The organism is Mycobacterium sp. 236(2023) (genome assembly GCF_029623955.1).
Taxonomy (GTDB): Bacteria; Actinomycetota; Actinomycetes; order Mycobacteriales; family Mycobacteriaceae; genus Mycobacterium.
The window spans coordinates 367,665-393,459 of record NZ_JARSBP010000003.1 but is presented as its reverse complement, the minus strand read 5'-3'; the positions used below and the strand labels follow the sequence as shown (position 1 = coordinate 393,459).

The 25,795-nt window shown below is 66.3% G+C and carries 28 protein-coding genes; 7 read left to right on the top strand and 21 right to left on the bottom strand.

Features of this window, described 5'->3' with window-relative positions; genetic code table 11:
* Positions 1 to 34 precede the first annotated feature (34 nt).
* The 3 genes from purQ to P9A17_RS13025 are packed head-to-tail and all read right to left on the bottom strand — an operon-like array spanning position 35 to position 1,630.
* The gene (purQ, locus tag P9A17_RS13035; protein ID WP_278039063.1) at positions 35 to 709 is read right to left on the bottom strand and encodes a phosphoribosylformylglycinamidine synthase subunit PurQ; all 675 of its coding nucleotides are present in this window, start codon (positions 707 to 709) and stop codon (positions 35 to 37) included.
* Positions 706 to 945: a phosphoribosylformylglycinamidine synthase subunit PurS gene (gene purS / locus P9A17_RS13030; protein ID WP_278039062.1), complete on the bottom strand. Its 240-nt coding sequence runs from the start codon at positions 943 to 945 to the stop codon at positions 706 to 708. Before purS ends, purQ begins: the two co-directional genes overlap by 4 nt.
* Before the next feature lie 10 nt (positions 946 to 955).
* A complete protein-coding gene (locus P9A17_RS13025) occupies positions 956 to 1,630 on the bottom strand; it encodes an ATPase (protein ID WP_347403840.1) in 675 nt (224 codons plus the stop codon).
* A gap of 39 nt (positions 1,631 to 1,669) precedes the next feature.
* Here P9A17_RS13025 and P9A17_RS13020 point away from each other — a divergent pair, with 39 nt between their 5' ends.
* A complete protein-coding gene (locus tag P9A17_RS13020) occupies positions 1,670 to 2,323 on the top strand; it encodes an MBL fold metallo-hydrolase (protein ID WP_278039061.1) in 654 nt (217 codons plus the stop codon).
* On the top strand, positions 2,324 to 2,926 hold the full coding sequence (locus tag P9A17_RS13015; RefSeq protein ID WP_278039060.1) for a hypothetical protein: 603 nt from the start codon (positions 2,324 to 2,326) through the stop codon (positions 2,924 to 2,926). It abuts the gene before it with no gap.
* Here the strand turns inward: P9A17_RS13015 and P9A17_RS13010 are convergent.
* The 6 genes from P9A17_RS13010 to P9A17_RS12985 all read right to left on the bottom strand — a co-directional run bounded on the left by P9A17_RS13010 (position 2,923) and on the right by P9A17_RS12985 (position 9,454).
* A complete protein-coding gene (locus tag P9A17_RS13010; protein WP_278039059.1) occupies positions 2,923 to 4,560 on the bottom strand; it encodes an FAD-binding dehydrogenase in 1,638 nt (545 codons plus the stop codon). The two genes, P9A17_RS13015 and P9A17_RS13010, sit on opposite strands and share 4 nt — an antisense overlap.
* Before the next feature lie 26 nt (positions 4,561 to 4,586).
* Complete coding sequence (locus P9A17_RS13005; protein WP_278039058.1) at positions 4,587 to 5,291, bottom strand: DUF2334 domain-containing protein; 705 nt, start codon at positions 5,289 to 5,291, stop codon at positions 4,587 to 4,589.
* A 67-nt stretch (positions 5,292 to 5,358) separates the two neighbouring features.
* On the bottom strand, positions 5,359 to 5,850 hold the full coding sequence (locus P9A17_RS13000) for a glutathione peroxidase (RefSeq protein ID WP_278039056.1): 492 nt from the start codon (positions 5,848 to 5,850) through the stop codon (positions 5,359 to 5,361).
* Between the two features lie 22 nt (positions 5,851 to 5,872).
* Positions 5,873 to 6,427, bottom strand: a complete 555-nt coding sequence (locus P9A17_RS12995; RefSeq protein ID WP_278039055.1) for a TetR/AcrR family transcriptional regulator — start codon at positions 6,425 to 6,427, stop codon at positions 5,873 to 5,875.
* Between the two features lie 16 nt (positions 6,428 to 6,443).
* Positions 6,444 to 8,564, bottom strand: coding sequence for a S9 family peptidase (locus P9A17_RS12990; protein ID WP_278039054.1), 2,121 nt, complete (start codon positions 8,562 to 8,564; stop codon positions 6,444 to 6,446).
* A complete protein-coding gene (locus P9A17_RS12985; RefSeq protein WP_278039053.1) occupies positions 8,561 to 9,454 on the bottom strand; it encodes a phosphoribosylaminoimidazolesuccinocarboxamide synthase in 894 nt (297 codons plus the stop codon). The genes P9A17_RS12990 and P9A17_RS12985 overlap by 4 nt, the downstream gene beginning before the upstream one ends.
* A gap of 71 nt (positions 9,455 to 9,525) precedes the next feature.
* On the opposite strand from P9A17_RS12985, the gene P9A17_RS12980 reads away from it, so the two are divergent.
* Positions 9,526 to 10,161, top strand: a complete 636-nt coding sequence (locus P9A17_RS12980) for a hypothetical protein (RefSeq protein WP_278039052.1) — start codon at positions 9,526 to 9,528, stop codon at positions 10,159 to 10,161.
* Between the two features lie 73 nt (positions 10,162 to 10,234).
* Here the strand turns inward: P9A17_RS12980 and P9A17_RS12975 are convergent, their stop codons facing one another.
* Both P9A17_RS12975 and purB read right to left on the bottom strand, forming a co-directional pair.
* Positions 10,235 to 10,810, bottom strand: coding sequence for a DUF1707 domain-containing protein (locus P9A17_RS12975; RefSeq protein WP_278039051.1), 576 nt, complete (start codon positions 10,808 to 10,810; stop codon positions 10,235 to 10,237).
* A gap of 81 nt (positions 10,811 to 10,891) precedes the next feature.
* Positions 10,892 to 12,310 carry an adenylosuccinate lyase gene (gene purB / locus P9A17_RS12970; protein WP_278039050.1) on the bottom strand — a complete coding sequence of 473 codons (1,419 nt, stop codon included), beginning with the start codon at positions 12,308 to 12,310 and terminating at the stop codon, positions 10,892 to 10,894.
* Positions 12,311 to 12,343: 33 nt separating this feature from the next.
* On the opposite strand from purB, the gene relZ reads away from it, so the two are divergent.
* Both relZ and P9A17_RS12960 read left to right on the top strand, forming a co-directional pair.
* Positions 12,344 to 14,068, top strand: coding sequence for a bifunctional ribonuclease/(p)ppGpp synthase (relZ, locus tag P9A17_RS12965; protein WP_278039049.1), 1,725 nt, complete (start codon positions 12,344 to 12,346; stop codon positions 14,066 to 14,068).
* A 153-nt stretch (positions 14,069 to 14,221) separates the two neighbouring features.
* Positions 14,222 to 15,634, top strand: a complete 1,413-nt coding sequence (locus P9A17_RS12960) for a carotenoid oxygenase family protein (RefSeq protein WP_278039048.1) — start codon at positions 14,222 to 14,224, stop codon at positions 15,632 to 15,634.
* On the opposite strand, the gene P9A17_RS12955 is transcribed toward P9A17_RS12960, so the two are convergent.
* Positions 15,623 to 16,582: a LysR family transcriptional regulator gene (locus P9A17_RS12955; RefSeq protein WP_278039047.1), complete on the bottom strand. Its 960-nt coding sequence runs from the start codon at positions 16,580 to 16,582 to the stop codon at positions 15,623 to 15,625. The two genes, P9A17_RS12960 and P9A17_RS12955, sit on opposite strands and share 12 nt — an antisense overlap.
* Before the next feature lie 88 nt (positions 16,583 to 16,670).
* The gene (locus P9A17_RS12950; protein ID WP_278039046.1) at positions 16,671 to 17,474 is read right to left on the bottom strand and encodes an alpha/beta hydrolase; all 804 of its coding nucleotides are present in this window, start codon (positions 17,472 to 17,474) and stop codon (positions 16,671 to 16,673) included.
* 411 nt (positions 17,475 to 17,885) lie between these two features.
* Between P9A17_RS12950 and P9A17_RS12945 the strand changes: the two genes are divergently transcribed.
* Positions 17,886 to 18,407 (top strand): cupin domain-containing protein, encoded by a 522-nt coding sequence (locus P9A17_RS12945; RefSeq protein WP_278039045.1) that lies wholly within the window; start codon positions 17,886 to 17,888, stop codon positions 18,405 to 18,407.
* 32 nt (positions 18,408 to 18,439) lie between these two features.
* Here P9A17_RS12945 and P9A17_RS12940 read toward each other — a convergent pair whose 3' ends face one another.
* The 8 genes from P9A17_RS12940 to P9A17_RS12905 form a co-directional block, all read right to left on the bottom strand.
* On the bottom strand, positions 18,440 to 18,835 hold the full coding sequence (locus tag P9A17_RS12940) for a RidA family protein (RefSeq protein WP_278039044.1): 396 nt from the start codon (positions 18,833 to 18,835) through the stop codon (positions 18,440 to 18,442).
* Between the two features lie 29 nt (positions 18,836 to 18,864).
* Positions 18,865 to 19,482 (bottom strand): nitroreductase family protein, encoded by a 618-nt coding sequence (locus P9A17_RS12935; protein ID WP_278039043.1) that lies wholly within the window; start codon positions 19,480 to 19,482, stop codon positions 18,865 to 18,867.
* Between the two features lie 33 nt (positions 19,483 to 19,515).
* On the bottom strand, positions 19,516 to 20,301 hold the full coding sequence (locus P9A17_RS12930; protein WP_278039042.1) for an SDR family oxidoreductase: 786 nt from the start codon (positions 20,299 to 20,301) through the stop codon (positions 19,516 to 19,518).
* 405 nt (positions 20,302 to 20,706) lie between these two features.
* Positions 20,707 to 20,880 (bottom strand): hypothetical protein, encoded by a 174-nt coding sequence (locus P9A17_RS12925; RefSeq protein WP_278039041.1) that lies wholly within the window; start codon positions 20,878 to 20,880, stop codon positions 20,707 to 20,709.
* A 99-nt stretch (positions 20,881 to 20,979) separates the two neighbouring features.
* Positions 20,980 to 21,573, bottom strand: coding sequence for a PadR family transcriptional regulator (locus P9A17_RS12920; RefSeq protein ID WP_278039040.1), 594 nt, complete (start codon positions 21,571 to 21,573; stop codon positions 20,980 to 20,982).
* A 116-nt stretch (positions 21,574 to 21,689) separates the two neighbouring features.
* Complete coding sequence (locus P9A17_RS12915) at positions 21,690 to 23,129, bottom strand: APC family permease (protein WP_278039039.1); 1,440 nt, start codon at positions 23,127 to 23,129, stop codon at positions 21,690 to 21,692.
* Between the two features lie 64 nt (positions 23,130 to 23,193).
* Positions 23,194 to 24,183, bottom strand: a complete 990-nt coding sequence (locus tag P9A17_RS12910; protein ID WP_278039038.1) for an SDR family NAD(P)-dependent oxidoreductase — start codon at positions 24,181 to 24,183, stop codon at positions 23,194 to 23,196.
* Between the two features lie 54 nt (positions 24,184 to 24,237).
* Complete coding sequence (locus tag P9A17_RS12905) at positions 24,238 to 24,846, bottom strand: TetR family transcriptional regulator (protein ID WP_278039037.1); 609 nt, start codon at positions 24,844 to 24,846, stop codon at positions 24,238 to 24,240.
* 97 nt (positions 24,847 to 24,943) lie between these two features.
* Here P9A17_RS12905 and P9A17_RS12900 point away from each other — a divergent pair, with 97 nt between their 5' ends.
* Complete coding sequence (locus tag P9A17_RS12900) at positions 24,944 to 25,792, top strand: alpha/beta hydrolase (protein ID WP_278039036.1); 849 nt, start codon at positions 24,944 to 24,946, stop codon at positions 25,790 to 25,792.
* The last annotated feature ends 3 nt before the right edge of the window (positions 25,793 to 25,795 follow it).

The window sequence follows — 25,795 nt, the reverse complement described above, 5'->3', positions numbered from 1 at the left end:
TCCGAACTTGAACCTAGCACCGGCTCAGAAGGGGTCAGGACACCAAAACCGCATCCAGCGCGGAGTAGAACAGGCCGAGACCGTCGTCGGAGGGGCCGGTCAGCGCCTCGGTGGCGTGCTCGGGGTGCGGCATCAGGCCGACGACGCGGCCGTTGGCCGAGCTGATGCCCGCGATACCGCGCATCGAGCCGTTGAGGTTCTCGCGGTACCGGAACACGACGCGGCCTTCGCCTTCGAGCTCATCGAGCACCTCTTCACTCGCGACGTAGCGACCCTCACCGGATTTGAGCGGCACCAGCAGGTCGGCGCCCTGCTCGTAGCGGGTCGTCCACGCCGTCGCATTCGAGGCGACTTCCAGCCATACGTCGCGGCAGATGAAGTGCAGTCCGGCGTTACGGGTCAGCGCGCCGGGCAGCAGGCCCGCCTCGCACAGGACCTGAAAGCCGTTGCAGATCCCCAGAACTGGCATGCCGCGACCCGCAGCGTCGACGACGGAGCCCATGACCGGGGCGAACCGCGCGATGGCACCGCACCGCAGGTAGTCCCCGTAAGAGAACCCGCCGGGGACGACGACGGCGTCGACGCCTTTGAGGTCGGCGTCGGCGTGCCACAGGCTTACGGGCTCGGCACCCGCGAGCCGCACGGCGCGGGCCGCGTCGATGTCGTCGAGCGTCCCGGGGAACGTGATGACTCCGACCCGGGCGGTCATGCCTGCTCCCGGCTGATCGTCCAGTCCTCGATCACGGTGTTGGCGAGCAGGGATTCGGCGATCTCGGCGAGCTTCTCGTCGTCGATGTCGCCATCGACGTCCAGTTCGAATCGCTTGCCCTGCCGCACATCTGCGATTCCGTCGAAGCCCAGCCGGCCGAGAGCTCCGACGATGGCCTGGCCCTGAGGGTCCAGGATCTCGGTCTTCGGCATGACGTTCACCACCACTTTTGCCACGGCGATCACTTTACCTGCGACATGACCCCAGGTATGCCTCGCACAGCGGGAACGCCATCGCTTCGAAGACTTGTGCGTCGGGCGCGACCCCGCGCCACTCGACAGCGGGCGGCACCGTCGTCCACAGTGCCATCTCGACGAGCGAGCTGCTGGCGGGGTCCACGACCAGGTAGGAGTGCATGACGCGGCGGCCGCCGTCGCTGATCACGGCCGCGAGGTCCATCGCCGTGCTGGTCGTCACGGACGGTGACACCTCGGCTGCCGTCATCTGGCACGACGCCAGCGCCATCCGGGCCCACTCCAGCGTCTCCAGCGCGTCGCGGCCGCCTGTGACGGTGTCGCCGCGCCAGTGCACGACCTGGACGTGCAGGTTCCACTGCCCAGGCGGGTTGGCGACGTCGGCGTGGGCTGCGACGGCGAAGTCCCTGGGGTCGCCTTCGCGCTCGGGGCTGGCACACCACGACTCGAACTCGAACCGCGGCGTGCTCACCGGGATCGCGATGCTTCCCAAACTGGGCCACCGGTAGGCGGACGACAACGGGACCGAGCCGGACTCGATCCAGGCCGACTCGGGGATGGTGTCGCACATCGGCGGGCAGACCCCCGGCGCTGCCAGCGCCCCAACCGGTGTGATCGCTACCCCGGACACCGCCATGGCCAGCACGAACAACAGACGGATGAACACCTAGCCCCCTACATGCCCCGTGCCCGTAACAATATAGGGATGCAGCTCACACATTTCGGCCATTCATGCCTCATGGCGAGCTTCGACAACGGCTCGGGCGACGCGACGACGGTGCTCTTCGATCCGGGCACGTTCTCGCACGGATTCGAAGGCATCACGGGTCTCTCCGCGATCCTGATCACCCATCAGCACCCCGATCATGCCGACACCGCGCGGCTTCCCGCCCTCGTCGAGGCCAACCCCCAAGCCGCACTGTATGCGGATCCGCAGACCGCCGCTCAACTCGGCGGGGGGTGGCAGGCGGTCAACGTCGGCGACGAGTTCTCCGTCGGGCATCTGAGTGTGCGTGGCGCGGGCGGCACCCACGCGGTCATTCATCCGGAAATCCCGGTGATCGACAACATTTCGTATCTGGTCGGCGACGGCGAGCATGCGGCGAAGCTGATGCATCCCGGTGATGCTCTGTTCGTCCCCGGCGAGCCGGTGGACGTTCTCGCTACGCCCGCGGCCGCCCCGTGGATGAAGATCGCCGAGGCCGTGGACTATCTGCGCGCGGTGGCTCCGACCCACGCGGTACCGATCCATCAGGGGATCATCTCCGACGCGGGAAGGCCTATTTTCTACGGCCGCCTGACGGAGATGACGGATACCGATTTCCAGGTGCTCGAGCAGGAGAGCTCGCGGGGGTTCTAGATGTCCCGCATGGTCTTCATGGGCCGCATCGCGGGGTTCGGTACCGGGGCCGGTATCCGGATGGCCGTCGGCTCGTGGCAGGACTCGCCCTTCGGCGGCTTTGCCGACGTCATGGTCGAGGACATCGACGGCCTGCGCACGTTGCTGGCACCCACCGCCGAGATCGCCGAATTCGTCTCGCAGACATACTCTTTCGACCGTATCCAGATCGGCCCGGTCTCTGTCGACCATAGCCGCGACGCCTTCACTGTGACAGCGCCCGGACTCGAGGTGACCGGCGAACTGGGCGGGCCGGCACCGTTCGACTGGCTGCTGAGGATGGTACCGACGCCGCTTTCGCGTGCTCCCTGGTGGTTGCGTGCGATCAACCCTGTCGCGTCGCGGCTCGTTGCGGGTGTGCAGACCGCGGGCAGCGCCGGCAACGGCCGGCGGGAGTATTACGGCGTGCGCCGCACGCGGCGCATCGCCGCTCTGCGGGGCACGTTCAACGACGTCGACCTCGCAGGGGTGGCCGACCTCGATCCGCCTGTGCGGTTCGGCTTCTCGTCGGCCCCGCCGACACCCCAGCAGGTCGAGGTGACGACGACGATCGATCTTCCTTAGCCGACGGCCCCGGCTGCGTGACGGCCCGCGGCACGGCCCGAGAACACGCAGCCGCCGAGGAACGTCCCCTCCAGCGATCGGTAGCCGTGCACTCCGCCGCCGCCGAATCCGGCGGCCTCGCCGGCGGCATACAGCCCCGGCAGCACCGTGCCGTCGCCACGGAGGGCGCGCGCGTCGAGGTCGGTTTCCAAGCCGCCCAATGACTTTCGCGTCAAAATGTGTAGCTTCACCGCGATCATCGGACCAGCTTTGGGGTCGGTCAGCCGGTGCGGCGCGACGACCCGGCTGAACCGGTCGCCCAGATATTCGCGCGCCGCCCTGATGGCGGTGACCTGCCCGTCCTTGGTGAACTTGTTGGCGACTTCGCGGTCGCGCGCCGTCACTTCGTTCTCGACGACGTCGAAGTCCAGCGGTTCGACGCCGGGGACAGCGTTCATCTTGGTCACGAGTTCGCGCAGCGTGGTCGCGCTGACGAAGTCGACGCCCTTGTCGACGAAGGCGTGCACGGGCGCGGGTCCTTTCCTGCCGCGCTCGATGACGGCCTTGATGCTGCGTCCCGTCAGGTCGGGGTTCTGTTCCTGGCCGGACAGCCCGAACTCCTTGGCGACGATGCGGGAGTTCAACACGAACCACGTGTAGTCCTGGCCGGTCCGCGTGATGTATTCCAGTGTGCCGAGCGTGTCGAAACCCGGATAGAGCGGCACCGGCAGTCGCTTGCCGTGTGCGTCGAGCCATAGCGACGACGGACCGGGCAGGATCCGGATGCCGTGGCGCGCCCAGATGGGGTCGTAGTTGGTGATGCCCTCGGTGTAGTGCCACATGCGGTCGCGGTTGATGAGGCTGGCACCGGCTACTTCCGAGATCTCCAGCATGCGGCCGTCCACGTGTTCGGGCACCCCGCTGAGCATCTGTTCGGGCACCCGGCCCATACGCTGGGGCCAATATTTGCGGACGAGGTCGTGGTTGCCGCCGATGCCGCCGCTGGCGACGATGACCGCCTGGGCGCGGAATTCGAAATCTCCCACCACATTTCGTGACGAAGCCGCACCGCGGTCTGCGACCGACGGCTCCAACACGGCGCCGCGCACACCGGTCACGGCACCGTCTTCGACGATCAGTTCGTCGACGCGATGGCGGTGCGCGAACCGTACCCGCGCGTTGCCGACCAGGCGACGCGCGAAGATGTCGACGAGGGCGGGTCCGGTCCCCCAGGTGATGTGGAAGCGGGGCACCGAGTTGCCGTGCCCGTTGGCGTCGTAACCGCCGCGTTCGGCCCAGCCGACGAGCGCGAAGGTCTGCAGGCCGCGGTCGCGCAGCCAGCTGCGCTTCTCCCCCGCGGCGAAATCGACGTAGGCGTGCGCCCACTGACGCGGCCAGTGGTCCTCGGGCCGGTCGAAGCCGGCCGACCCCAGCCAGTCCTGCAGGGCGAGTTCGTGGCTGTCGCGGATGCCGAATCGGCGCTGCTCGGGACTGTCGACGAAGAACAGCCCGCCGAACGACCAGAACGCCTGGCCACCGATGTTGGCTTCGTTCTCCTGGTCGACGATCAGGACGCGGCGGCCGCGTTCGACGAGCTCGCACGCCGCGACCAAACCCGCCAGTCCAGCACCCACCACGACAACATCAGCGTCCATCACGCCAATGTAGCGAGACGAACCCGCTATGCAGCGTCAGTCAGCGCGGGAGGCGGCGACCACTCGTACACGGTCGGCACGCAGGAGTGCATCAGCGCGAGGTCCACCGCGTCGAGAATCGCCTGGCGCGGACCCGGCCGCCGCAGATGCCGCGCGGATACGGCCACCCGGACGATGCCGTCGCGCCGGGCGGTGCGTTCGGCCGACAGCACCAGCGTGCGGCACCACCAGGGCTCGGACAGGAATCCCTCGCCGATACCGAGGACGCGGGCCCGCACCGTCTCCTGGCGGACGAGGTCGGTGATGCCGGTGAGACCTGCCACGAGCCGAAAGCCGTTGCGGGGCAGCGCTGTGAGGGTGCCCTGCGAGACGTTCCAGCCGGGCGCGGCGAAAAGCCTGGTGCGCAGGCCCAGGTGTTCGAGGGTGCGGTCGGCCGCCATCAGCCGCAGGTTGGCCTCGTGGGCGGGCAGAGTCGCGAACTCGCCGCGGCGCGTCTTCGTGGCGGCCTCGTCGAACCCGTGCAGCACGATGGCGTCACCGTCGACACGCTGGTCGACGAGCCAGCCGATGGTCTGAGCGTCGCTTTCGAGCCGGTACCCGTCCTTGAGCCGCGGTGCGACCAGGAACGATGCGGGAACACCGCGGTCCTCCAGTCGGGTGCGGAACGCGACGACATCGGCGAGCGTGCGGTCGCTGATCCCGGAAATGGAGACGATCAGTTGTCCTGCCACGTCCGCAGTGTTGCAACGTCAGGTGTCCTGACGGTGGATGACACTCCGCGGGCAGGTGTCTTTTCGGCTATCGCGGCAAGACGGCCTCGATCGCCGAGATCACTTCGGGCGCGTCGGGCTCGGTGCGCGGCCGGAACCGTTTGACGACGGTCCCACCGGGTTCGAGCAGGAATTTCTCGAAGTTCCACTGCACGTCGCCCGCCTCACCGGCGTCGTCGGCGGTCTTCGTCAGCTCGGCGTAGAGCGGGTGTCTGTCCGAGCCGTTGACGTCGGTCTTCTCCAGCAGCGGGAACGTGATGCCGTAGGTGGCCGAACAGAACGTCTGGATCTCCTCGGCGCTGCCCGGTTCCTGTCCCATGAACTGGTTGCAGGGCACGCCGACCACGGTCAGACCGCGGGCCGCGTAGTTCTGCGCGAGTTGTTCGAGGGCGGCGTACTGCGGGGTCAGGCCACATTTGGACGCGACGTTGACGACGAGCACGGCGCCGTCGGTGAGTTCGGCGAGCGTGGTGGCCTTGCCGTCCAGTGTGGTGACGGGGATTCCGGTGAGTTCCGACATGGATCCGAAAGTACCCAGCACATCACTTCGTGAAAAGCATCCGGGCCACTCGCTGCGCAGTGGCGACCGCGTCGGTGTCGGTGTCGATCGCCTCGTTGAGCCACAGCATCGCGAACCCGTGTACCAGCGACCATGCGGCGAGCCCGGCGGCCTGCGGATCCTCCTTCGCGCGGGCGTCGCTGAGCGTGCCGACACCTGATGCCAGTTCGGCCCCGGCTTCGTCCCGCGCCGCGGCGAGGTCTGGATCGTCAGGGTTGACCAGGGACCGGTCGAACATGACCTCGTAGTGCCCGGGGTTTCCGACCGCGAACTCCACGTAAGCCAGTGCGGCGTCGAGGAATTCGGGCCGCGCCTGCGCCAGCGATGCGGCGAGCATCCGCCACCCCTGCGCGGCGAGCGCGGTGAACAGTCCGCGACGGTCGGTGAAATGGTGCGCCGGAGCAGCATGGGAAACCCCCGCGGCACGGGCCAATTCGCGCAGCGACACCCCGTCGGCGCCGCGTTCGGCCACCAGGGTGGCCGCCTGCGCCAGGATGACGGCCTTGAGGTCGCCGTGGTGGTATGAGCCCCTGGTCATCCGATGTTCCTGTGGCTCAGCCGGAGTGGTCGACCTTCGCGGTGTCGAGAAGCCACGCGTATTGGAACGCGGTCTCTTTCCACCGCTCGTAGCGCCCGCTGATGCCGCCGTGCCCTGCGTTCATCTCGGTCTTCAGGAGCACCTTCGCCGAGTCGGCGGCCGGGTCTGGTTGGGCGTAGCGCAGTGCGGCAACCCATTTCGCCGGCTCGACGTAGTAGACCCTGGTGTCGTTGAGCGATGTCATCGCCAGGATGGCCGGGTAGTTCTTGGTTTCGACGTTCTCGTAGGGCGAGTACGACTTCATGTAGCGGTAGACCTCGGGATCCTCCAGCGGGTTGCCCCATTCGTCCCATTCGGTGACGGTCAGCGGCAGCGACGGATCCAGGATCGTGGTCAGCGGGTCGACGAACGGCACCGCCGCCAGGATTCCGGCGAACAGGTCGGGCGCCATGTTGGCCACTGCGCCCATCAGCAGCCCGCCCGCACTTCCGCCGTAGGCCACCAGGTTCTCCGGCTTCGTGACGTCGGTGCCGACGAGATGGGCGCCTGCGGCGATGAAGTCGGTGAACGTGTTGCGCTTCTCCAGCATCTTGCCGTGCTCGTACCACGGCCGGCCGAGCTCCCCACCGCCCCGCACGTGCGCGACGGCGAAGACCATCCCGCGGTCGAGCAGCGACAGTCGAGCAATGGAGAAGCGGGGGTCTTCGCAGGACTCGTACGCCCCGTAGCCGTACAGCAGAACCGGCGCCGGATATTGCAGTCCTACCCGATGGATGACCGAGATCGGTACCCGCGCACCGTCGGACGCGACGGCCCAGTCGCGGCGCTCGACGTAGTCCTCAGGGCGGTAGTCGCCCAACACCGGCTGTTCACGCAGCAACGTGCGCTCTCCGGTGGTCAGGTCGAGATCGTAGATGCGGACCGGGGTGACGAACGACGTCGCGCCGATCCGCATCTTCGGCGCGCTCCAGTTCGGATTGGCGGACAGCCCGACCGACATCAGCTCCGAATCGAACGTGATGTCTTGCGCCACACCGTATCCGGTGTCGTCCAGCGGCCACAGCTGGATCTTGGGCAGCGCGTCCTTGCGATAGCTGAGGACGAGGTGGCCGTCGAATGCGTCGACGGCGTCGAGCCGGACGTCCTCGCGGTGTTCGATCAGGGTACGGGTGTTCGTCGGATCGCTGACTGGCGCCTCGACGAGGGTGAAGTTCTCGGCCCCGTCGTTGTGCAGGATGAGGAACCGGTCCTCACCTTCCACGACCGCGTGCTCGATCGAGTACTCGACGGAATCGCGGCGCGGCCAGACGACCACGAATTCGGTCTGGCCGTCGGAGGCGTCGCCGTAGCGCAGTTCAGATGTCACCGCGCTTCCGGCGGCGATGACGATGTACTTGTTGCTGCGAGTGCGGCCGACGCCGATCCAATACCGTTCGTCGGCTTCGTGATACACGCGCTCGGCAGGCTGCCCGGACCCGAGGCGATGCCGCCAGACCGTGTCCGGCCGCCAGGCGTCATCGACGGTGACGTAGTAGACGGTGTGATTGTCGGCGGCCCACGTGGCTCCCGCCCCGATACCGACGATCTCGTCGTCGTAGCGCTCTCCGGTCCGCAAGTCCTTGAACCGCAACGTGTACCGCTCGTCGCCCTTGACGTCGACCGAGTAGGCCAGGATGTTCCCGTCGACGCTGACGCTCGCCGCGCCCAGGGAGAAGAAGTCGTGGCCCTCGGCTTCGACGTTCTCGTCGAGCAGCACCTGCTCGCCGGGGATCTCCGTGTTCTCGTCGAGCTGCGGCGGTGTCCAGTCGTCGGGATCGGCAACGGGACAACGGCATTGGACGCCGTACTGCTTACCCTGGAAGCTGCGGCCGTAGTACCACCAGTCGCCGCGGCGGGTGGGAACCGACAGGTCGGTCTCCTTGGTGCGGGCCTTGATCTCGTCGAAGATCTTCTGCCGCAACGGCCCCAGACCTTCGGTCACGTGCTCGGTGAAGCTGTTCTCCGCCTCGAGATAGTCGACGACGTCCTTGCTCTCCTTGTCGCGGAGCCACTCGTAGGGGTCGACGAAGACATCGCCGTGGTGTTCACGACGGGTGTCGACCCGCTTCGCGATGGGTGCCAACACGTCGCCGCTCACGCGGTTCCTCCGATCCAGTCGGCGAATTTCAATCCTGAAATCCGTTCGTATGCCTCGATGTAGCGCGCCCGGGTGGCGGTGACGATCTCGTCGGGCAGCGGGGGTGGTGCCTGGTCGCCGTGCCGGTCCCAACCGGATTCGGGCCCGGTCAGCCAGTTGCGGACGAACTGCTTGTCGAAGCTGTTCTGCACCTGGCCCTCGACGTAGTCGTCGGCGTTCCAGTAGCGCGACGAGTCGGGCGTGAACACTTCGTCGGCGAGGGTGAGTTCGCCGTCGGCGTCGACTCCGAACTCGAATTTGGTGTCGGCGACGATGATGCCTTTGGTCAGCGCGTGGTCGGCGCCCTGGGCGTAGGTCGCCAGGGTGCGGTCCCGCAGCTGGGCTGCGCGTTGCGGCCCGATCAGCTCGACGACGTCGTCGAAGCTGATGTTGACGTCGTGCTCGCCGAGGTCGGCCTTGGTCGCCGGCGTGAACAGCGGCTCGTCGAACTTGCTGGCCTCCACCAGGCCGGACGGCAGCGCGATCCCGCACACCGCGCCGGTCTTCTGGTAGTCGATCAGACCGGATCCGGTGAGGTAGCCGCGAGCGACCGCCTCGACGGGCAGCATCTCCAGCTGCTTCACGACCAGGGCCCGGCCCAGCACGTCTTCGGGAATCCGCGCGTCGTCCGGGGGGCCCGCCAGATGGTTCGGCGCGTCGAGGTGACCGAAATAGAAGACACTCATCGCCGTCAGCACGCGACCCTTGTCGGGGATCAGCGAATCCAGGATGTAGTCGTAGGCCGAGATGCGGTCCGACGCGACGAACAGCAGGTGCCCGTCGTCGATGCGGTAGAGCTCTCGAACCTTGCCGCTGGCCAGATGCTGGTAGTCGGACAGAGCGGGACGCATCGGGCCAGCCTATCGGTCCTCCGACACGCACCCGTGTACAAGGGGCGAGGCGAGATGTTGTGATCGATCGCATGAAATCTCGGTGGATCCCGTACGCCTCGACGCCTGCGCGGCTGCTGTGGCAACTGGTCAGCGACATCGTGGTGGTCACCTGGACGGCGATCTGGATCTGGATCGGCACCGCGGTGTATGCGGCGGTGGCCACGATCGCGGAGTTCGGCTATCAGGTGGAAAGCGGCGCGAACGGCGTCGCGGGCAACCTCGACAACGCCGGACAGAGCGCCGATGACGTTCCGTTGATCGGCGATACGCTTGCCGGACCGCTGCGGGGTGCCGGTGATGCGGCCCGCGAGATCGCGGGAGCCGGACAGTCGCTGGGCGTGACGGCGGGATGGCTCGCGTGGCTGCTGGCGTTGGCCGTCGCGGCGCCGCCGATCCTGGCGCTGATGATGCCGTGGCTGTTTCTCCGGATTCGCTTCTTCCGGCGTAAGTGGACCGCCGTGACGCTGGCCTCGACGGTGGCTGGGGAGCAACTGCTCGCGCTACGGGCGTTGGCCAATCGACCGCTGCCGAAGCTCGCCGCGATCAGCGCAGATCCGGTGGGCGCGTGGCGCGATCAAGATCTGGTCGCGATCCGCGGGCTGGCCGCACTGGAACTGCGGGCGTCGGGAATTCGCGCGGCGAACCTCAAACGCTCACCTCACTAGCGCCGAAACGGAATCCTCGCAGGTCCTCTCTCGCACTTTCCCTGCCCATATTCAGTTTCGGCAACCGCGTCGGTCATTTGAGCAGCCGCCGCAGCGCCGTGCCGAACGGGTGTCGCACCGTCAGCGAGCCGAACCGCACCTTGCCGGTGACGACGACGTGCAGGGTGCGCGACGGCGGGGTGGTCGTCGCCTTCATCGTCGTCGACGACCCGACATTGGTGACACCGTTGACGTCGGCGGTGGCGCCGTCGGGCAGGATCAGATCAGTGGAGCTGCAGTAGTCGTCGATGTCGATGTGGACGACGGGGCTTCGCAGCGCCGCCGACGTGAAATCCAAGGTGGTCGAACACATTCGGGTGACGACCCGGAGTCGCTCCGGGACCGTCCACGGCCCCTTGCGGGAAATGCTGGACATCCAGCTGCTCAGGATCTCCGGTGCAGTGGGGGCGGGTTGCCGCCGCACGTGGGGAAGGTCGGCGATGACGGTGTCGAGTTCGCGGCGGGTGCGTGCGGCGATGACGACGTCGACCCGCTCGGTGTACTCGTCGAGGGTCAGCATCCCCTGCCCTACCGCGTGCTCGAGAATCTGCGTCACGGCAGCGCGATCGGCGTCCGATGCCCTGAAGTCTGGATATCCGGAGGGGTCCACCGAATCCAGCTTATGCGGATGCGTTGATCTCGGCCATCGGGTGTCGAAAACCGTTGTCCCGCAGACCTTTCCTTGCAATCATCACAGAATCGACCCCGAGGTGTACTTTGCTGCTTCCGGGTAGCGGCTGACCAGTTCGTCGACCGCACCGACCACCCGGTCGACCTGGTCGCCCGCCGCACCGCTGAACACCTGCTTGTCGGCGAGCGCCGAGTCGAGGGCCACGCGATCCAACGGCAGGCGCGGGTCGGCGGCCAGGCGGTCCAGCAGATCCGGCTCGGCGCCCTTCTCGCGCATCGCCAGCGCGACTGCGACCGCGTGCTCCTTGATGACCTCGTGGGCGGTCTCCCGTCCGACGCCGGCGCGCACCGCGGCGATCAGCATGCGTGTCGTCGCCAGGAACGGCAGGTAGCGGTCGAGCTCGCGCTGGATCACCGCCGGGTACGCGCCGAACTCGTCGAGCACGGTCAGGAACGTCTCGGTCTGTCCGTCGAGGGCGAAGAACGCATCCGGCAGCGCGACGCGGCGCACCACCGAGCAGAACACGTCGCCCTCGTTCCATTGCGCTCCGGCGAGTTCGGCGGCCATCGAGCCGTAGCCGCGCAGGATCACCTGCAGGCCGTTGACGCGCTCGCACGACCGGGTGTTCATCTTGTGCGGCATCGCCGACGATCCGACCTGTCCGGGCGCGAAGCCTTCGGTCACGAGTTCGTGGCCCGCCATCAGCCGGATCGTGTGCGCCAGCGATGACGGGCCGGCACCGAGTTGCACCAGCGCCGAGACGACGTCGTGGTCCAGAGATCGCGGATAGACCTGACCGACGCTGGTCAACACCTCGGTGAAGCCGAGAAACTGGGCGACGCGCGTCTCCAGCGAAGCCAGCCGCTCGGTGTCGCCGTCGAACAGGTCGAGCATGTCCTGCGCGGTGCCCATCGGGCCTTTGATCCCGCGCAACGGGTAGCGCGTGATGAGCTGCTCGACCCGCGCCAGCGCGACGAGCATCTCCTCGGCAGCGGAGGCGAAACGCTTGCCGAGGGTGGTGGCCTGCGCGGCGACGTTGTGGGAACGGCCGGCCATCACCAGGTCGCGGTAGAGCGCCGCGCGCTCGGCCAGCCGGGCGACGACGGCGACGCCGTGCGCGTGGACGAGTTCCAGCGATCGTCTGATCTGCAGTTGCTCGACGTTCTCGGTCAGGTCACGACTCGTCATGCCCTTGTGGACGTGCTCGTGGCCGGCCAGCGCATTGAACTCCTCGATGCGCGCCTTCACGTCGTGGCGCAGCACGCGTTCGCGCGCGGCGATCGAGGCGAGGTCGACGTTGTCCAGCACCCGCTCGTAGTCGGCGACGACGCCGTCGGGAACCTCGACTCCCAGCTCTGATTGGGCCCGCAGCACCGCGAGCCACAGCCGCCGCTCGGCGACGATCTTCGCTTCCGGTGACCAGATCGCCACCATGTCCTCGCTGGCGTACCGATTGGCCAACACGTTCGGGATACTCACGGAAACACAGCGTAATCGTGGACAGTGGAGGCCATGCATTTCGTCGGGCTGGACCTCGCGTGGGGAGAGAAGAACCAGACGGGCGTCGCGGTCGTCGACTCCGACGGCCGGCTCCTCCACGTCGGCGCCGCCACCGACGACGACAGCATCGCGGCGGCGGTCGAGCCGTTCACCAAGGACGAATGCCTGGTGGCGATCGATGCACCGTTGATCGTCAAGAACGAGACCGGGCACCGGCCCGCGGAGACCCGGTTCAACCGGGACTTCCAGCGCTTCGAGGCGGGTGCCCGGCCGGCGTTTCGCGAGCGTCCCGAGTTCAAGCACCCGCGGGCGGCGCGGATCGCCGAACGGCTCGGCCTCGACATGGATCCGGCGTCGAGTTCGCCGCGCCGCGCGATCGAGGTGTATCCGCACCCGGCGACGGTCGTCCTGTTCGAGCTGGACAGGACGCTGAAATACAAGCGTGGGCCGTTCGAGGAACGTCAGCGTGAGCTGCTGCGGTTGATGACGTTCATCGAGGGACTCGACGATGCGACGCCGCGATTGCGGGCCAACCGCAGTGTCGGATGGGTCGAGTTGCGCAAACGCGTGGAGGCGGCGACGAAGCCGAGCCATCTGGACCGCGACGAGGATCCGGTGGACGCCGTCATCTGCGCCTACATCGGCCTGTACTGGTACCACCGTCCCGAGGACGTGACGATCTACGGGGATTTCGCGACCGGCTACATCGTCACGCCGTCGCTACCCGAGGGGCGGCGCGCGAAAGAGCCGCGGCCGATCAAGGCGCCGCCGCCGCCCGCGGCTCCGTCGGCCGCCGTCGCCGAGTACGCGGAACGCCGCCCTGCCCTGGTGACGGCGACCGATCACTACCTCGAGCTCGTCACTGGACTTCTCGACGATGCGGGCATCAACTATCTGTCCGTCACGGCGCGCACCAAGACCGTCGAGTCGTTCGCCGCGAAGACGGCTCGGCGCGCGCCCGACGGAACGCCGCTCTACAGCGAACCGCTCGTGGAGATCACCGACCTCATCGGTCTGCGCGTCATCACTTATCTGCGCGAAGACGTCGTCACCGTCGCGAATCTACTCACCGAGGAGTTGAAGCTGCTCGACGATCGGGATATGGGCCAAGAGACGGCCCGTGAGGGACGGTGGGGCTACGCCAGCAGGCACCTGCTCGTCGGGGTGGAAGGTGTGCAGCAGCCGGCGTCGATCCAGGTGCGCACCGTGCTGCAGCATGCGTGGGCCGAGTTCGAGCACGAAATCCGTTACAAGGGTTCGATTCCCGCCGCACACGCTCCCGACCTGGACCGGCGTTTCACGCTGGCCGCCGGCCTGCTCGAGCTCGCCGACCGGGAGTTCTCCGCGGTCCGGGAGCGGCTGCGCACCTCGACCCCCGACACCAGCACCACCGAGATCACCAGCGACCCAAGGATTCCGACGGCGGTGCTGGCCACCTATCTCGGCAATCGGTTCCCCGACGCGGGCTGGTCACGCACCGACCATTACGCGTGGATCGCGGGTCTGCTGCTCGAGTTGGGTATCGACTCCATCGACGAGGTCGACGACGTGCTCGACGACGTCGACACCGACGCCGTCAACGCCGCGATGGACTACCGCTATCCGGCGGGCGCCGTGCGCAGGCTCGACGATGCCCTGCTGGCGGTTTTCGGCCACCGTTATCTTGACCTGCAAGGGAATTCGCACCGCATCAAGTTGCTGGAGACCAGACTCGCCCGCCTGCAGCCGAATTCGTAGCGGTCGGACTCAACCGACGCACGCGATCGTGCCCAAGGCCGCGGGCAGCCTCGCCTGGGCCTGCGGTGACAGAGCAGTACCGCGATCGCACCGTCGCGCTGATCGCACATGTCAGTATTGACATGTCACTATTGGACTATTAACTTGGTTGGCATGCTGAACAGCAAAGATCACGCCATCCCGCTCCACGTTCAAGGCCATTTGGCCCCTGTCCCCGACGAGATCGATGCCTTTGATCTCGCCGTGGAGGGTTCATTGCCGCCGGAACTGACCGGCAGGTTGTTACGTAACGGCCCCAATCCGCTTCCGGGCGAACCGTCGGGGCATTGGTTCGACGGCCATGGCATGGTGCATGGCATCCGCCTCGACCGTGGGCGCGCGAGGTGGTATCGCAACCGCTGGGTGCGCACCAAGGCGCTGGCCGGGCAGTCGCCTTTCCTACCGGAGGGATCGATGGATCTGAGCGTGGAGAAGGCCAACACTCACGTCATCGCCCACGGCGGCAAGATCTTGGCGCTTGTCGAGAGCGGCTTTCCACACGTGCTCACCCCGGAGTTGGAGACGATCGGAACCACCGATTTCGCCGGCCGGCTGACGACCGCAATGACCGCACATCCCAAGACCGACCCGGTCACCGGAGAGCTGCACTTCTTCGGATACGGAGTGACGCCGCCGTTCGTCACCTACCACAAGCTCTCTGCCGCAGGGGAATTGGTCACCAGTGCTCCCATCGAGGTGCCCGGCCCCACCATGATGCATGATTTTGCCATCACCGATCAGCACGCGGTCTTCCTCGACCTGCCGCTGACGTTTTCCCCCGAGCGCGTCGCGGACAGCCCGCTGCCCTTCGATTGGGACGACGATTATGGTGCCCGAATCGGCATCATGGCACTTGATGCGCCCGGCCAGGTTCGGTGGTTCGACGTCGACCCTGCCTATGTGTTCCATGTCGGCAACGCCTACACCGATGGCAGAGGCCGAGTGGTGCTGGACGCGGCCCGCTATGCCGGTGTCGACGCGGCCTGGGCGTGGCAGAACTTGGGAAATCCTTTGGCCTCCACTGGCATTCCTGCTCGCGGTGACGTGGCCGGGTCGGCGGCTGTTCATGGTTCCGGGCTGGCGCGTCTGCACCGCTGGGTGTTCGACCTCTCATCAGGGATAGTCGAGGAGACCACGCTCGACGAGCGTGGAATCGAGTTTCCGACCGTCGATGATGCGCGTGTCGGTCGGGAGTCCCGCTACCGGTACGCGGTGTCCGGCGGCGGGCCCGACGTTGCGGCCATCGTCAAGTTCGACACCGCCTCAGGCGTGGTGGCTGAACACCCGCTGGGCTCGGAGGTGGTGGCTGGTGAGGCCGTGTTCGTCGCCAGCGAGGCGCCCAACCGCTCCGAGGATGACGGGTGGCTACTCAGCGTCGCCAGCCGCCGCGACGGTGGCGGATCGAAGCTGCTCATCCTCGACGCCACCGATGTCGGTGGCCCACCGGTGGCCACGGTGACCCTGCCACGGCGGGTCCCCGCCGGTTTCCACGGATCGTGGATCACCGACGACGAGCTAAACCTGTGACGACCTGGGCTTAACGCCAACTTCGAGATCATGCGCGGTGGCCGCCGCGGCCTCACGGACTCGGGCCCGCAACCACCGGTATTCAGGGTCAGTATGGCTGCGGTGATGCCAAGCCTGCTCGATGACCAGCTCGGGCAAGACCGCCGGAGTCGGCCAGGTCGCCAGTAGCCCGCCCCGCATCGGGCCGGTCAATCGCAGTGGTGCCAAGCAGACGTAGTCGCTGCGCCGGACCAGCGCGAACGCCGCAGCGAATCCCGGGGTGGTGGCAACGACACGCCGCGTGAGCCCAGCCGCAGCGAGCTGCCTGTCTAAGACGTCGTGCCACACGGAGCGCGGCGAACGGTTCACGTGCGGCAGATCGGCCAGTTCATCGAGGGTTGGCGCCCGATCACCACACCGCCGAGCCAATTCTCCGTCGCGGCGGGCGACCACGACCACGACATCGGTGACCAGGATTTCCCTGTGGAGCGTCTCGTTCCCGGCATCGATCGGCGGTCCGCCGACGACGAGATCGACCGATCCGTCACGCAGAGCTGCCACGGGGTCGTCGCAATCACCGCTGAACTCGATGCGCACTCCCGGTGCGCGCTGCTGTATGAGCTCGACCAGGGCGGGCCCGAAGCCACTGGCATTGTCGGGGCCGGCGCGAACCGTGAATTCGCGGACCAATCCGGCCTCGAGTTCCTCATCAGGCGGGTCTCCTGCCGCCTTGAGAACCTCATAGACGCCTGCCAGCACGTCGTGGACGGGGTCACGGAGACGCTGCGCCACGGGGGTGGGAACCAGGTGCCGACCGGCCCGAACCAGCAAGGGATCGCCGATCTGGTGACGCAGACGATTCAAACTGCGGCTGACGGCGGGTGCAGTGAGATTGAGGCGTCGCGCGGCGCCGGTAACACTTTCCTCCTGCAGCAGGGCATCCAGCACCCGTACCAGGTTCAAGTCCACCGATTGCACGACAAACAATAGCAAGTCCGTCTGCCTTAACGCTGAATAAAGTCCCCCGCTCACGTCACCAAGCGGGGTGAGGCGAGCGTCAGATGTGGAGGCGTCCCTCAGTTAGCGCCAGAATCGGGGCGATGAGGTCAGCACCTGGCTCGGTCAGTGCCAGTAGTTCGTCGTAGTGATTGCGGTCGCGGCGTTTCCAGGCAGCAGACGGCAAACCGGCGCCCTCCCAGGCGGCGTGGAAGTCGACCGATTGGCGGATGAACTCGTCCGTTTGGAGTGTTCCGTAGGTGATCAGTAGCGGCGGTGCGGCGCCGGGCGGCATCAAGAGGGGGCTGTTGGCGAGCACCGTGTCGGCGGTGAGCCGCAGCTGGGTCTGCACGCTGGTGTAGACCAGCGGCCGCAGATCGAACAACCCGCTGATCGCGCAGACGCCTTTGATGACGTCGGCGGGCAGTGCGTAGTTATGCGCCCATCGGGTGAGCAGCATCATCGCCGCGCCATGCCCGCCAGCAGAATGCCCGACGACGGCGATGCGGCGGCGGTCCCCACCGAAAGACGCGATGTGGTGGTAGGTCCAGGCGATGGCGGCACGATGTTGGCGGACGATCTCGTCGATCGTCACGGTCGGGCACAACGCATAGTTGGTGATGACGACGGTGGCCCCGGCAGCGGTCAATCCTGTTGCGACACAGCTGAAGTCTTCGGCAGCCAGCGATCGCCAGTATCCTCCGTGCACGAACACCACGACCGGCCCGCCAGGCTCTCCGGGGAAGACGTCGAGACGTTCATGGACGGTGGGCCCGTATTTGAGTCCGAAGGAAGCTTGCAGCGTCGTGCGGGCCCGCTGGGTGCGAGCGGCGAACTCTCCGAGAAGGGTGACCAGATCGGGCACCGAAGCGTCGATGTCGTACTGCTGCTCAAGATCGTCGACGGCGGTGAACCTGGCACCTGAGGGGGCCCGGTAAAGGGTCTCCCCAGTCCAGTCAGCGCCCCCAGCGCCGGGCTCGTGTTTGGGACTCGCTCAGCCATCGCCTTCGACCCTAGGTACCACCGGATGCGTTGCACCAGTGCCTTGTTGGCATCTCAGGGTTGCGTCCGGTGCAATCGTGCGGCCCGCACTGAGTGGGGTGCGCGCTCGTGGGCCAGCGGTCGCGGCGGGGCCGTTCAGGCAGGGAAGCGGAGGTCGTTGCCCGATTGCGCCGCGCGCACGCCTGAGTTGCCTAAACGGCATTGGCGCGGCCTGCTCGTCGTCAATAGCGTGGCAGCATAAGGCAGTTCGTAAGCGTAGAGATCGGAGAAAAAGATGTCGTTCATCTCATCGGATGTGTCGTCGGAGTACGGCGCCTACAAGTACTTTGGCGATGAGGGTCGGATCGACTACAAGTTCCGTGCCGCCAGCCAGCCGCCGGACTCAGTGAACCCCATGACATCGTTGACACACTTTGTCACCGGCCGCGACACCGGCGGGGCGTACGGCTTGTTTCGGTGTGACTTCGGCGCCGGCAGAGGTGGCACCGGCAACCACTTCCACCGAACATTTCAGGAAGACATCTTGGTGTTGAGCGGATCCATGGCGCTCTACGACGGCGAGAAATGGACCGACGCCGGCCCCCAGGACTTCTTGCATATTCCCCCGGGTGGCTTGCACGCCTTCGAGAACCGTTCCGGTGAGCCGGCCTCGATGTTGATGATCTTCTCCCCCGGTGGCCCGCGGGAACGCTACTTCGAAGAACTTGGGCAGATCGGTGATCTCAGCGACGAGCAGCGCCGCGCGTTTCTTCTCAGCCACGACAACTGGTTCGTCGACGAGGGCCCCAACATGTGAGCGGGATGTTCATCGGCGCTGCGGCTGCCCAGTTAGTGTCGCGACGCAATGATGTCGACCTCGACCAGGAAGCCGGGGATAGCCAGTGCTGCCACACCGACGATGGTCTGCGCCGGCGGCGGCCACGTTGCATCTCCCCGCAGCGCACCGGCGACGGCTTCGACGCTTTCCGGGGTGCAATCGACGATATAGATCGTCTCCCGAACGACGTGGCGGCGGTGCGTTTCCGCCGCCGCCAAGGCGATGTCGATGTTGTGCGAGATTTTTGCCGCCTGCGCGGCGTAGTCGCCCGCCCCGACGAGTTGCCCTTCAGTGTCCCAGGCGATTTGGCCGGACAGGTACACCAGACCAGCACCCTCGACGACGACAGCGTGGCTGAGGATCGGCACCGAGGGAAGCTGGTCGTGGTTGAGATGACGAACCGTCACCGTCGAGTCCTATCCCTTTGCATCGTTTTTCAGACCAGCTCGGTAATCTCTGCGACGGGGCGCCGCGGCTTTTGTGGCCAGTTGCCGTCGGCAGGCAACCCGACCGACAGCAGCAGCACTGGTATCTCGTTGACCGCCAACCCGAACTCTCTACTCACGGGTTCGTCATCGAAGCCAATCATGGGACCCGCGCCAAGACCCTTCGCATGTGCGGCGAGGATGAGGAACCCGGCTGCGAACGTCGCCGATCGCACTGCTTCGTCTCGGGCACGCCACTGCTGCTCGAAGTACAACCTCTTGGCCGCGCCCTGCCACCCTTCGGCGATCTGCGCGCTCATGATGCCGTACTGCACGGCAGGGGTGAGACGGGCCGGCATCGTCTCATGGTCGGCGAGCACACCCACGACGATGAACGTCACCGCCGCGGCGGTGATTTTTTCCTGGTCCCAGGCGATCGGACGCAGCCGCGCCTTCGCCTCGGGACTTCGCACGGCGATGAACCGCCAGTTCTGCAGATTGAACGACGACGGGGCACGGGTCGCCAGTTCCACCAACTCGCGGATGTCGCCGTCGGACATTTCGTGGTCGCTGCGGAAGTGGGTTACGGTGCGACGCTCTTTGATCGCGGCAAGGATCGAGTCAGACATTTTCATCCTCAGAATGGTTGTGGCAGTTGGCTTCTATGCAATGGTGTCGACGACACCGCCGTCGACGCGTAGCGCTGCACCGGTGGTCGCCGATGCCTGTTCGGAGGCGACGTAGACGATCATGTTCGCCACCTCCTCCACCGTCGCGGGACGACGGAGGATCGACGAACTTCGGTTCTCGGCGACGAAGTCCGCCACGATGTCATCGACATTGCGTCCGGTGCGCTCGACATCATCAGCGAACATTGCCTTGACACCCTCGGACAGGGTGGGGCCGGGCAGGACGGCGTTGACCGTGACACCCGTTCCCGCTAGACGCTTCGCCAGTCCACGCGAGATCGACAGCTGAGCGGTCTTGGTGAAGCCGTAGTGGATCATGTCGGACGGAATGTTGAGCGCCGATTCCGATGACACGAAAATGACACGGCCCCAACCTCGTTCGACCATCCCCGGGACGTAGGATCGTGCCAGCCGCACGCCAGACATCACGTTTGTCTGGAAGAAGCGATCCCACTCGGCATCGGCAACGTCGAAGAAGTCTTGGGGTCCGAACACCCCGACGTTGTTGACCAAGACGTCGACAGCGGGGTGCTGGGCGGCCAACGCTTCGCAGGCCGCGCCCTCGGCGAGGTCGCCGACAAACCCCTCCACCCGTTGGGACTCGCCCAGCTCGTCGATCGCCTTGTCTACTGACTGCTCGCTGCGTCCGTTGACGATCGCCTCCGCCCCCGCTGCCAGGAAGCCACGCGCCGCGGCGAGGCCGATCCCGCTCGTCGAGCCCGTCACCAACACCCGGCGTCCACCGAAGTCAATCCGCATCTCCTACTCCTTTATCTACCCACCGTGTCACCGCCAGCGCCACAAACGACGTCGGCGCAGCGACGGAACACACAAGACCTCACGGACGATCGACATCTCGTCGATCACCCTGCTGCACAGTCATTTCAGCCGCCCGGCGTACTGCGGCGATCGCAACGGCCCGCGCAGGTCACCCAACACACGGACATTCAGGCATTCCAGCGATGCCCCATCGGCGACGGCGATGCCCATCGCGGGTTACCCACATCAGGCTAGACATGGCGCGTGGTTCCGGAAAGTGATTGTTGGGCAACGCAGGATTGCGCGCAGCGCAAGCCGTTGCGAGTGTGTACAGGGGTTCGGCCTTCGTGGACGGGACCCGTGCACGGCCCGCGGAAACCCGGTCGGCGTCTCGGCGCCAGGCGCCTACGATCCTGACGTGCATCGCGACGCGCCGGTGTGTTTGAAGTCTGATTGATGCTTGGCGACCATCGGAAAGGTGTTCCAGTTGCCGATGTCGTGAGACACCAGATCGATCTGACCCGACGGACTCTGTGACTTCGCGAACTTGTACAGCAGTTCCGCGACATTGTCCGACATAGGATTTCGGCGGATCTGACTGGCCGAGAAGCCTGACCTCGACCAGCTAGGAATTCGAACGGCGGCGAAAGCTTGGTCTCAATGGTGTACGCGCAGCTGTCAATCGATTGCAGTCGCTCTCGAAGGTTGGCCCTGCCGGTGACCGTGCTCTGACGAGGCAGGCACCGAAACCTTCGCGCGCTCATCGATTTGGGCGATGAGCCAACGCGCCCACTCCTCCGCCATCGCTGCATCTCGTAATCCGAATTCGAGCGCGGCCCGGCCGTAGAAGTCTGGATCGTCGGCATCCCATTGCAGCGAATCGCGCAGGCCTTGCAGTCGTTGAAGTTCCGACGCAGCGTTTTCGGCGAAACCCATCGCGTAGTCGCGTGCCGCGGCGGGAGGAAGCTGACCGAGCAGAAAGACCCGTAGCAGGTCAGGCCGACGAAGCGGCGGGTCGCCCGAGGGATCTGTGACCCAGCGCGCCAGTTCGGCCCGCCCTGCCTCCGTAATTCGGTACTCCTTGCGGCCTCGCGGCCCCGCGTCGCTGGCCTCGATCAGCGCGGCATCAGACAACCGGCTCAACTCTCCGTACAGCTGACTCTGGGTGGCGGGCCACACATTTGCCATTGACAGCGCAAACCGTTGCAGGAGGTCGTAACCGCTGCCCGGATTCTGGGCCAGCAACCCCAGCGTGGCGTATCGAAGGCTCACCCGAGGCACGATACTACAGCGACATGTCACCTGTGACTGGTGACATGTCGACCCGCTTGGCGAGGGTACGCAGGACTGCACAACGTTTGGACACCAACAACATTAAGAGAGAAGCTCTAGTCGGGTGACGATCCCAGGTGCGTCGGATCGGTGATGTGGCCGTCCTTGATGCCGAGCTGTTTGTTGATCATCTGCGTGACGAAGAACAGCACGATGCCGATGACGACCAGCGCCCCTGCCACGATGTACTGCTGAGCGGGCCTGCCGGAGAACGGCAGAACGAGGTAAAGCGATGTCACGAAGCCGATCACCGGCAGCGCGGTCGGTGTCTTGAAGTGTCCGCCCGTCTCCCGCACGTCCCGGCGCAGCACCAGCACGGCGACGTTGACGACCGCGAACACCGTCAGCAGCAACAGGCTTGTGGTGCCGCCGAGGATGGAGATGGCGTTGCTGCTGGCCGCCGTCGATACGTATGTGATGAGTCCGAACGCGAGCAGCGTGGTGAAGACGATGGCGACCCACGGTGAACGCCGGGTCGGGTGCACCGTCCCCAGCACCGGCGGGAGCACGTGCTGCTTGGCCATGCCGTAGATCAGTCGGCTGGCCATCAGCATGTTGATCAGCGCTGTGTTCGACACGGCGAACATCGTCATGAAGGGCAGGATGTCGTCGATGGGCAGGCCGGGAGCACCGGCCTTGACGACCTCGACGAGCGGGGTGTCGCTGGCTTCGAGGTCACCGACCGGAACGAGGGCGACGGCCACGATGGACACGAGGATGTAGACGATGCCTGCGATGGAGAGACCGGTCAGCAGGATCTTGGGGAACGTCTTGACCGGGTCTTTGGTCTCCTCGGCCATGTTCACCGAGTCCTCGAAGCCGACCATGGCGAAGAACGCCAGCGATGTCGCCGCTGTGACGGCAAGGAAGGTGTTCTTGTCCTCCGCGGTCTCGAACGCGACCACTCGGCTGAAGTCGACATCACCGCCACCGGTGAAGGCCCACAGGCCGACGAGGATCACGATGACGAGGCCGGTGATCTCGACGATGGTCAAGACGACGTTGAGCTTGACGCTCTCCCCGACGCCACGGAAGTTGATCGCCGCCAGGGCCGCCATGAACACCAGCGCCAGCAGCAGCACTCCGGCCTTGGGTGCGTCCTCGACGCCCACGCCGGTGAAGAAGTTGGCCGCAAATGCCCTCGAAGCTGTTGAGGCGGAGGTGATTCCAGAGCACATCACGATGAAGGCGACGAGGAACGTGACGAAGTGGATACCAAAGGCCTTGTGTGCGTACAACGCAGCACCTGCGGCCTGTGGATACTTGGTGACCAGCTCCAGGTAGCTGAAGGCGGTGATGGTCGCGACGACGAACGCGACGAGGAACGGAAGCCACGCCGCGCCACCCACTTCGGCGGCGACGTCGCCGACGAGGGCGTAGACACCGGTACCTAGGATGTCGCCGACGACGAACAACAGCAGGAGGCCGGGGCCCATCACCCGCTTGAGCTCTGGCTGCTTTTCGACGCTGCCCGGACTGGCCGCGGTTTCTGACATCACGCCCTCCTCACTGGTTCGTTCGGATCACTCATCATCGACCCGCCAGTCGAGATGTGCAGTATCAACGGGACAATCCGACCCAATTCCGTGCTGTTCCCGTGATATCGGAGATCTCGTCGAGGAACGCGGACACCGCCTGTGGGTCCTCGTGCCGTTGCCAGCCGAACGTCGTCGGCCGCTGCGCCCTGTCGTGCCAGAAGTTTCCTTGCGACGATTCGGGACGGGCAGCCACCAGCCACACGGCGGTGTCGGCCCCGTCCGCAGCGTCGCGCAGCAGCGGTCCGGTGAGCCGACGGAATCCGGGCAACGCATCGGCGACTCCGGGGGTTTCGACCCAACCCGGGTGAGTGGAGTAGACGTGCACTCCGCCGCCCGTGAGTCGCTGGGCCCACGCGTCGGCAAGCACGACCTGCATTCTCTTGGTGCGGGCGTAGACCCTGATACCGCTGTAATCACCGTCGCGCGACTCCAATTCGTCTGCGCTCCAACGCTTCAGCGGTGCGCTGTACATTCCGCCGGACGACATGAACACCACGGCGGAGTCGCCGGCATTGCGCAACAACGCGAGGAGATTCTCGGTCATCAGGTGCGGCCCCAGCACGTGGGTGGCGAGCTGAATCTCGTGCCCCTGCTTGGTTTCCGAACGCTCCTTCGGCATCACCCCGGCGTTGTGCACGACACCGTGCAGCGCGTCGATCCGACTACCCAGATCGTCGGTCCAGGCGCGAACGGCGTCGAGGTCGGAGACATCGCAGATCTCGTCGATGACCTGTGCCCCGGACACCGCCCGTCGAATCTCGCCGGCACAACGCCGAACCTTGATCTCGTCACGTCCGAGCAGATGGACCGTGGCACCCAGCCCGGCGAAGGACTGCGCAATGGCTGTCCCGATGCCTGCGGTGGCACCGGTGACCACGACCCGCTTGCCTGCGAGCGACGACGGTGACGGATCGGACGGCCACCACACCCTGCGAATCCGCGAGCCGAGTTTTGTGTAGCCCAGCACCACCGAGCGATCGAGGGCAGCATCCAAGGCCCCGGCGAATTTCACGCAGACGGTTTAACCAGACGCGGCTGATTGCAAACGCATCGTTGAGCTGGCGGATCAGTTGAACGGAGCCAGGACGTCGATCACATCGATGAGCGTCGCCCGGGCCGTCGCGCGCGGCCCGTCGCCGTCACCGACGAGGGCAGCGACCACCGCGCCGTCGACCGCACACACCAGCGCGGTGACCAGTTCGGCGCGCACGGACCGTCCGGAGCGTTCGACGACCTCGACGACGGCATCGCTGCGCTGGCGCAGGATGCGCCGCTGGATGTCGCGGAGCCCCGGCTGCCGCGCGCACGCGATGTAGCGCTCGTAGCGCGAGATCATCTGCTCGGTCACCCGTTCAGGGTTGTCACCGACAAGGAGGTCGACGAGGATGTCGGCGGTGGATTCGGCGCCGCGCCGCCGGCGTGAGAGCGCTTCGACGCGGTCGTGGAGCTGTTCGCTCTCGCGGCTGCCCACGTGCTCGACCGCCTTGGCGATCAGGTCATCCAGCGAAGAAAAGTAGTAGGTCGTCGACGCGAGCGGCAGTCCGGCTCGGCGCGCGACGGCTCGATGCCGGACCGCGTCGAAGCCTCCTTCGCACAGCAGGTCGGCGGCCGCGCTGACCAGCGCGGACCTCCGACGTTCTCCCTTGGGAGTGACCGCTGCCGTCACGCCTTGCATGCTGCCAGCCACGGGGTTTCGGCATCGGGCTTTCGGCGAATCACCAGGCTTTGTTCAGCCCGGTGCGGGCGGCACGCCCCCAGGATTCGATGCGATGATGACGCGCATGCCGACGCTCAACCGTAGGGAGATCTTGTCGCTCGGTCTGCGTGCGGGGCTCGCGACGGCGGCCGGAGCCGCCGGTGTATCCGCGTTGACCGCCGCACAGGCCTCAGCGGAACCACCCGCACCGCTGGCATCGACATACGAGTCCGGAGCGTTCGCCTCGGCGGCCCGCGCGGGTGCGGTGACCAACTGGGCGCTGGCGCGTCCGCCGGGCCAGACCACGCCGTTGCGCGCAGTGATCCTGCTGCACGGCAAGGACTCGTCGGCGAACACCGTCATGTCGATGGGTGTCGAGCAGTTTCTGGCCGACGCCGTCGGCGCCGGGCTGCCGCCGTTCGCGATCGCCGCGGTGGACGGCGGCAACGGCTACTGGCACCGTCGCGCGTCCGGTGACGATTCGGGCGCGATGGTGCTCGACGAGTTCCTTCCGCTGCTCGCCCAGCACAACATCGACACGTCGCGGGTGGCGTTTCTGGGCTGGTCGATGGGCGGTTACGGCGCCATGTTGCTCGGATCCCGTCTGGGCGCGGCCCGCACGGCGGCGATCTGTGCCGTCAGCCCCGCGCTGTGGACGTCACCGGGCGCCGCGGCTCCCGGCGCGTTCGACGGCGCAGAGGATTACGAGGCCAACAGCGTGTGGGGGCTGGCGGGGCTCAACGGCATTCCATTGCGCATCGACTGCGGGTTCGACGATCCCTTCGCCTCGGCCACCGAACAGTTCATCGCGCAGCTCCCGGCACCGCCTGCGGGCGGCTTCTCACCCGGCGGACACAACGCGTCGTACTGGTCGTCGCAACTGAGCTCGGAGCTGAGCTGGATGGCCCCGATCCTGACGACTTAACCG

What these genes read in the sequence shown, in the direction of transcription:
- P9A17_RS12945 (WP_278039045.1), top strand. Translation starts at nt 17,886, where the DNA reads ATGTCGTTCATCTCATCGGATGTGTCGTCGGAGTACGGCGCCTACAAG.
- P9A17_RS12995 (WP_278039055.1), bottom strand. Translation starts at nt 6,427, where the DNA reads ATGACCAGGGGCTCATACCACCACGGCGACCTCAAGGCCGTCATCCTG.
- P9A17_RS12915 (WP_278039039.1), bottom strand. Translation starts at nt 23,129, where the DNA reads ATGTCAGAAACCGCGGCCAGTCCGGGCAGCGTCGAAAAGCAGCCAGAG.
- P9A17_RS12930 (WP_278039042.1), bottom strand. Translation starts at nt 20,301, where the DNA reads ATGCGGATTGACTTCGGTGGACGCCGGGTGTTGGTGACGGGCTCGACG.
- P9A17_RS13010 (WP_278039059.1), bottom strand. Translation starts at nt 4,560, where the DNA reads ATGGACGCTGATGTTGTCGTGGTGGGTGCTGGACTGGCGGGTTTGGTC.
- P9A17_RS13020 (WP_278039061.1), top strand. Translation starts at nt 1,670, where the DNA reads ATGCAGCTCACACATTTCGGCCATTCATGCCTCATGGCGAGCTTCGAC.
- P9A17_RS12980 (WP_278039052.1), top strand. Translation starts at nt 9,526, where the DNA reads ATGAAATCTCGGTGGATCCCGTACGCCTCGACGCCTGCGCGGCTGCTG.
- P9A17_RS12900 (WP_278039036.1), top strand. Translation starts at nt 24,944, where the DNA reads ATGACGCGCATGCCGACGCTCAACCGTAGGGAGATCTTGTCGCTCGGT.
- P9A17_RS13000 (WP_278039056.1), bottom strand. Translation starts at nt 5,850, where the DNA reads ATGTCGGAACTCACCGGAATCCCCGTCACCACACTGGACGGCAAGGCC.
- purQ (WP_278039063.1), bottom strand. Translation starts at nt 709, where the DNA reads ATGACCGCCCGGGTCGGAGTCATCACGTTCCCCGGGACGCTCGACGAC.
- P9A17_RS12925 (WP_278039041.1), bottom strand. Translation starts at nt 20,880, where the DNA reads ATGTCGGACAATGTCGCGGAACTGCTGTACAAGTTCGCGAAGTCACAG.
- P9A17_RS12905 (WP_278039037.1), bottom strand. Translation starts at nt 24,846, where the DNA reads ATGCAAGGCGTGACGGCAGCGGTCACTCCCAAGGGAGAACGTCGGAGG.
- relZ (WP_278039049.1), top strand. Translation starts at nt 12,344, where the DNA reads ATGCATTTCGTCGGGCTGGACCTCGCGTGGGGAGAGAAGAACCAGACG.
- P9A17_RS12935 (WP_278039043.1), bottom strand. Translation starts at nt 19,482, where the DNA reads ATGTCTGACTCGATCCTTGCCGCGATCAAAGAGCGTCGCACCGTAACC.
- P9A17_RS12960 (WP_278039048.1), top strand. Translation starts at nt 14,222, where the DNA reads ATGCTGAACAGCAAAGATCACGCCATCCCGCTCCACGTTCAAGGCCAT.
- P9A17_RS12985 (WP_278039053.1), bottom strand. Translation starts at nt 9,454, where the DNA reads ATGCGTCCCGCTCTGTCCGACTACCAGCATCTGGCCAGCGGCAAGGTT.
- P9A17_RS13015 (WP_278039060.1), top strand. Translation starts at nt 2,324, where the DNA reads ATGTCCCGCATGGTCTTCATGGGCCGCATCGCGGGGTTCGGTACCGGG.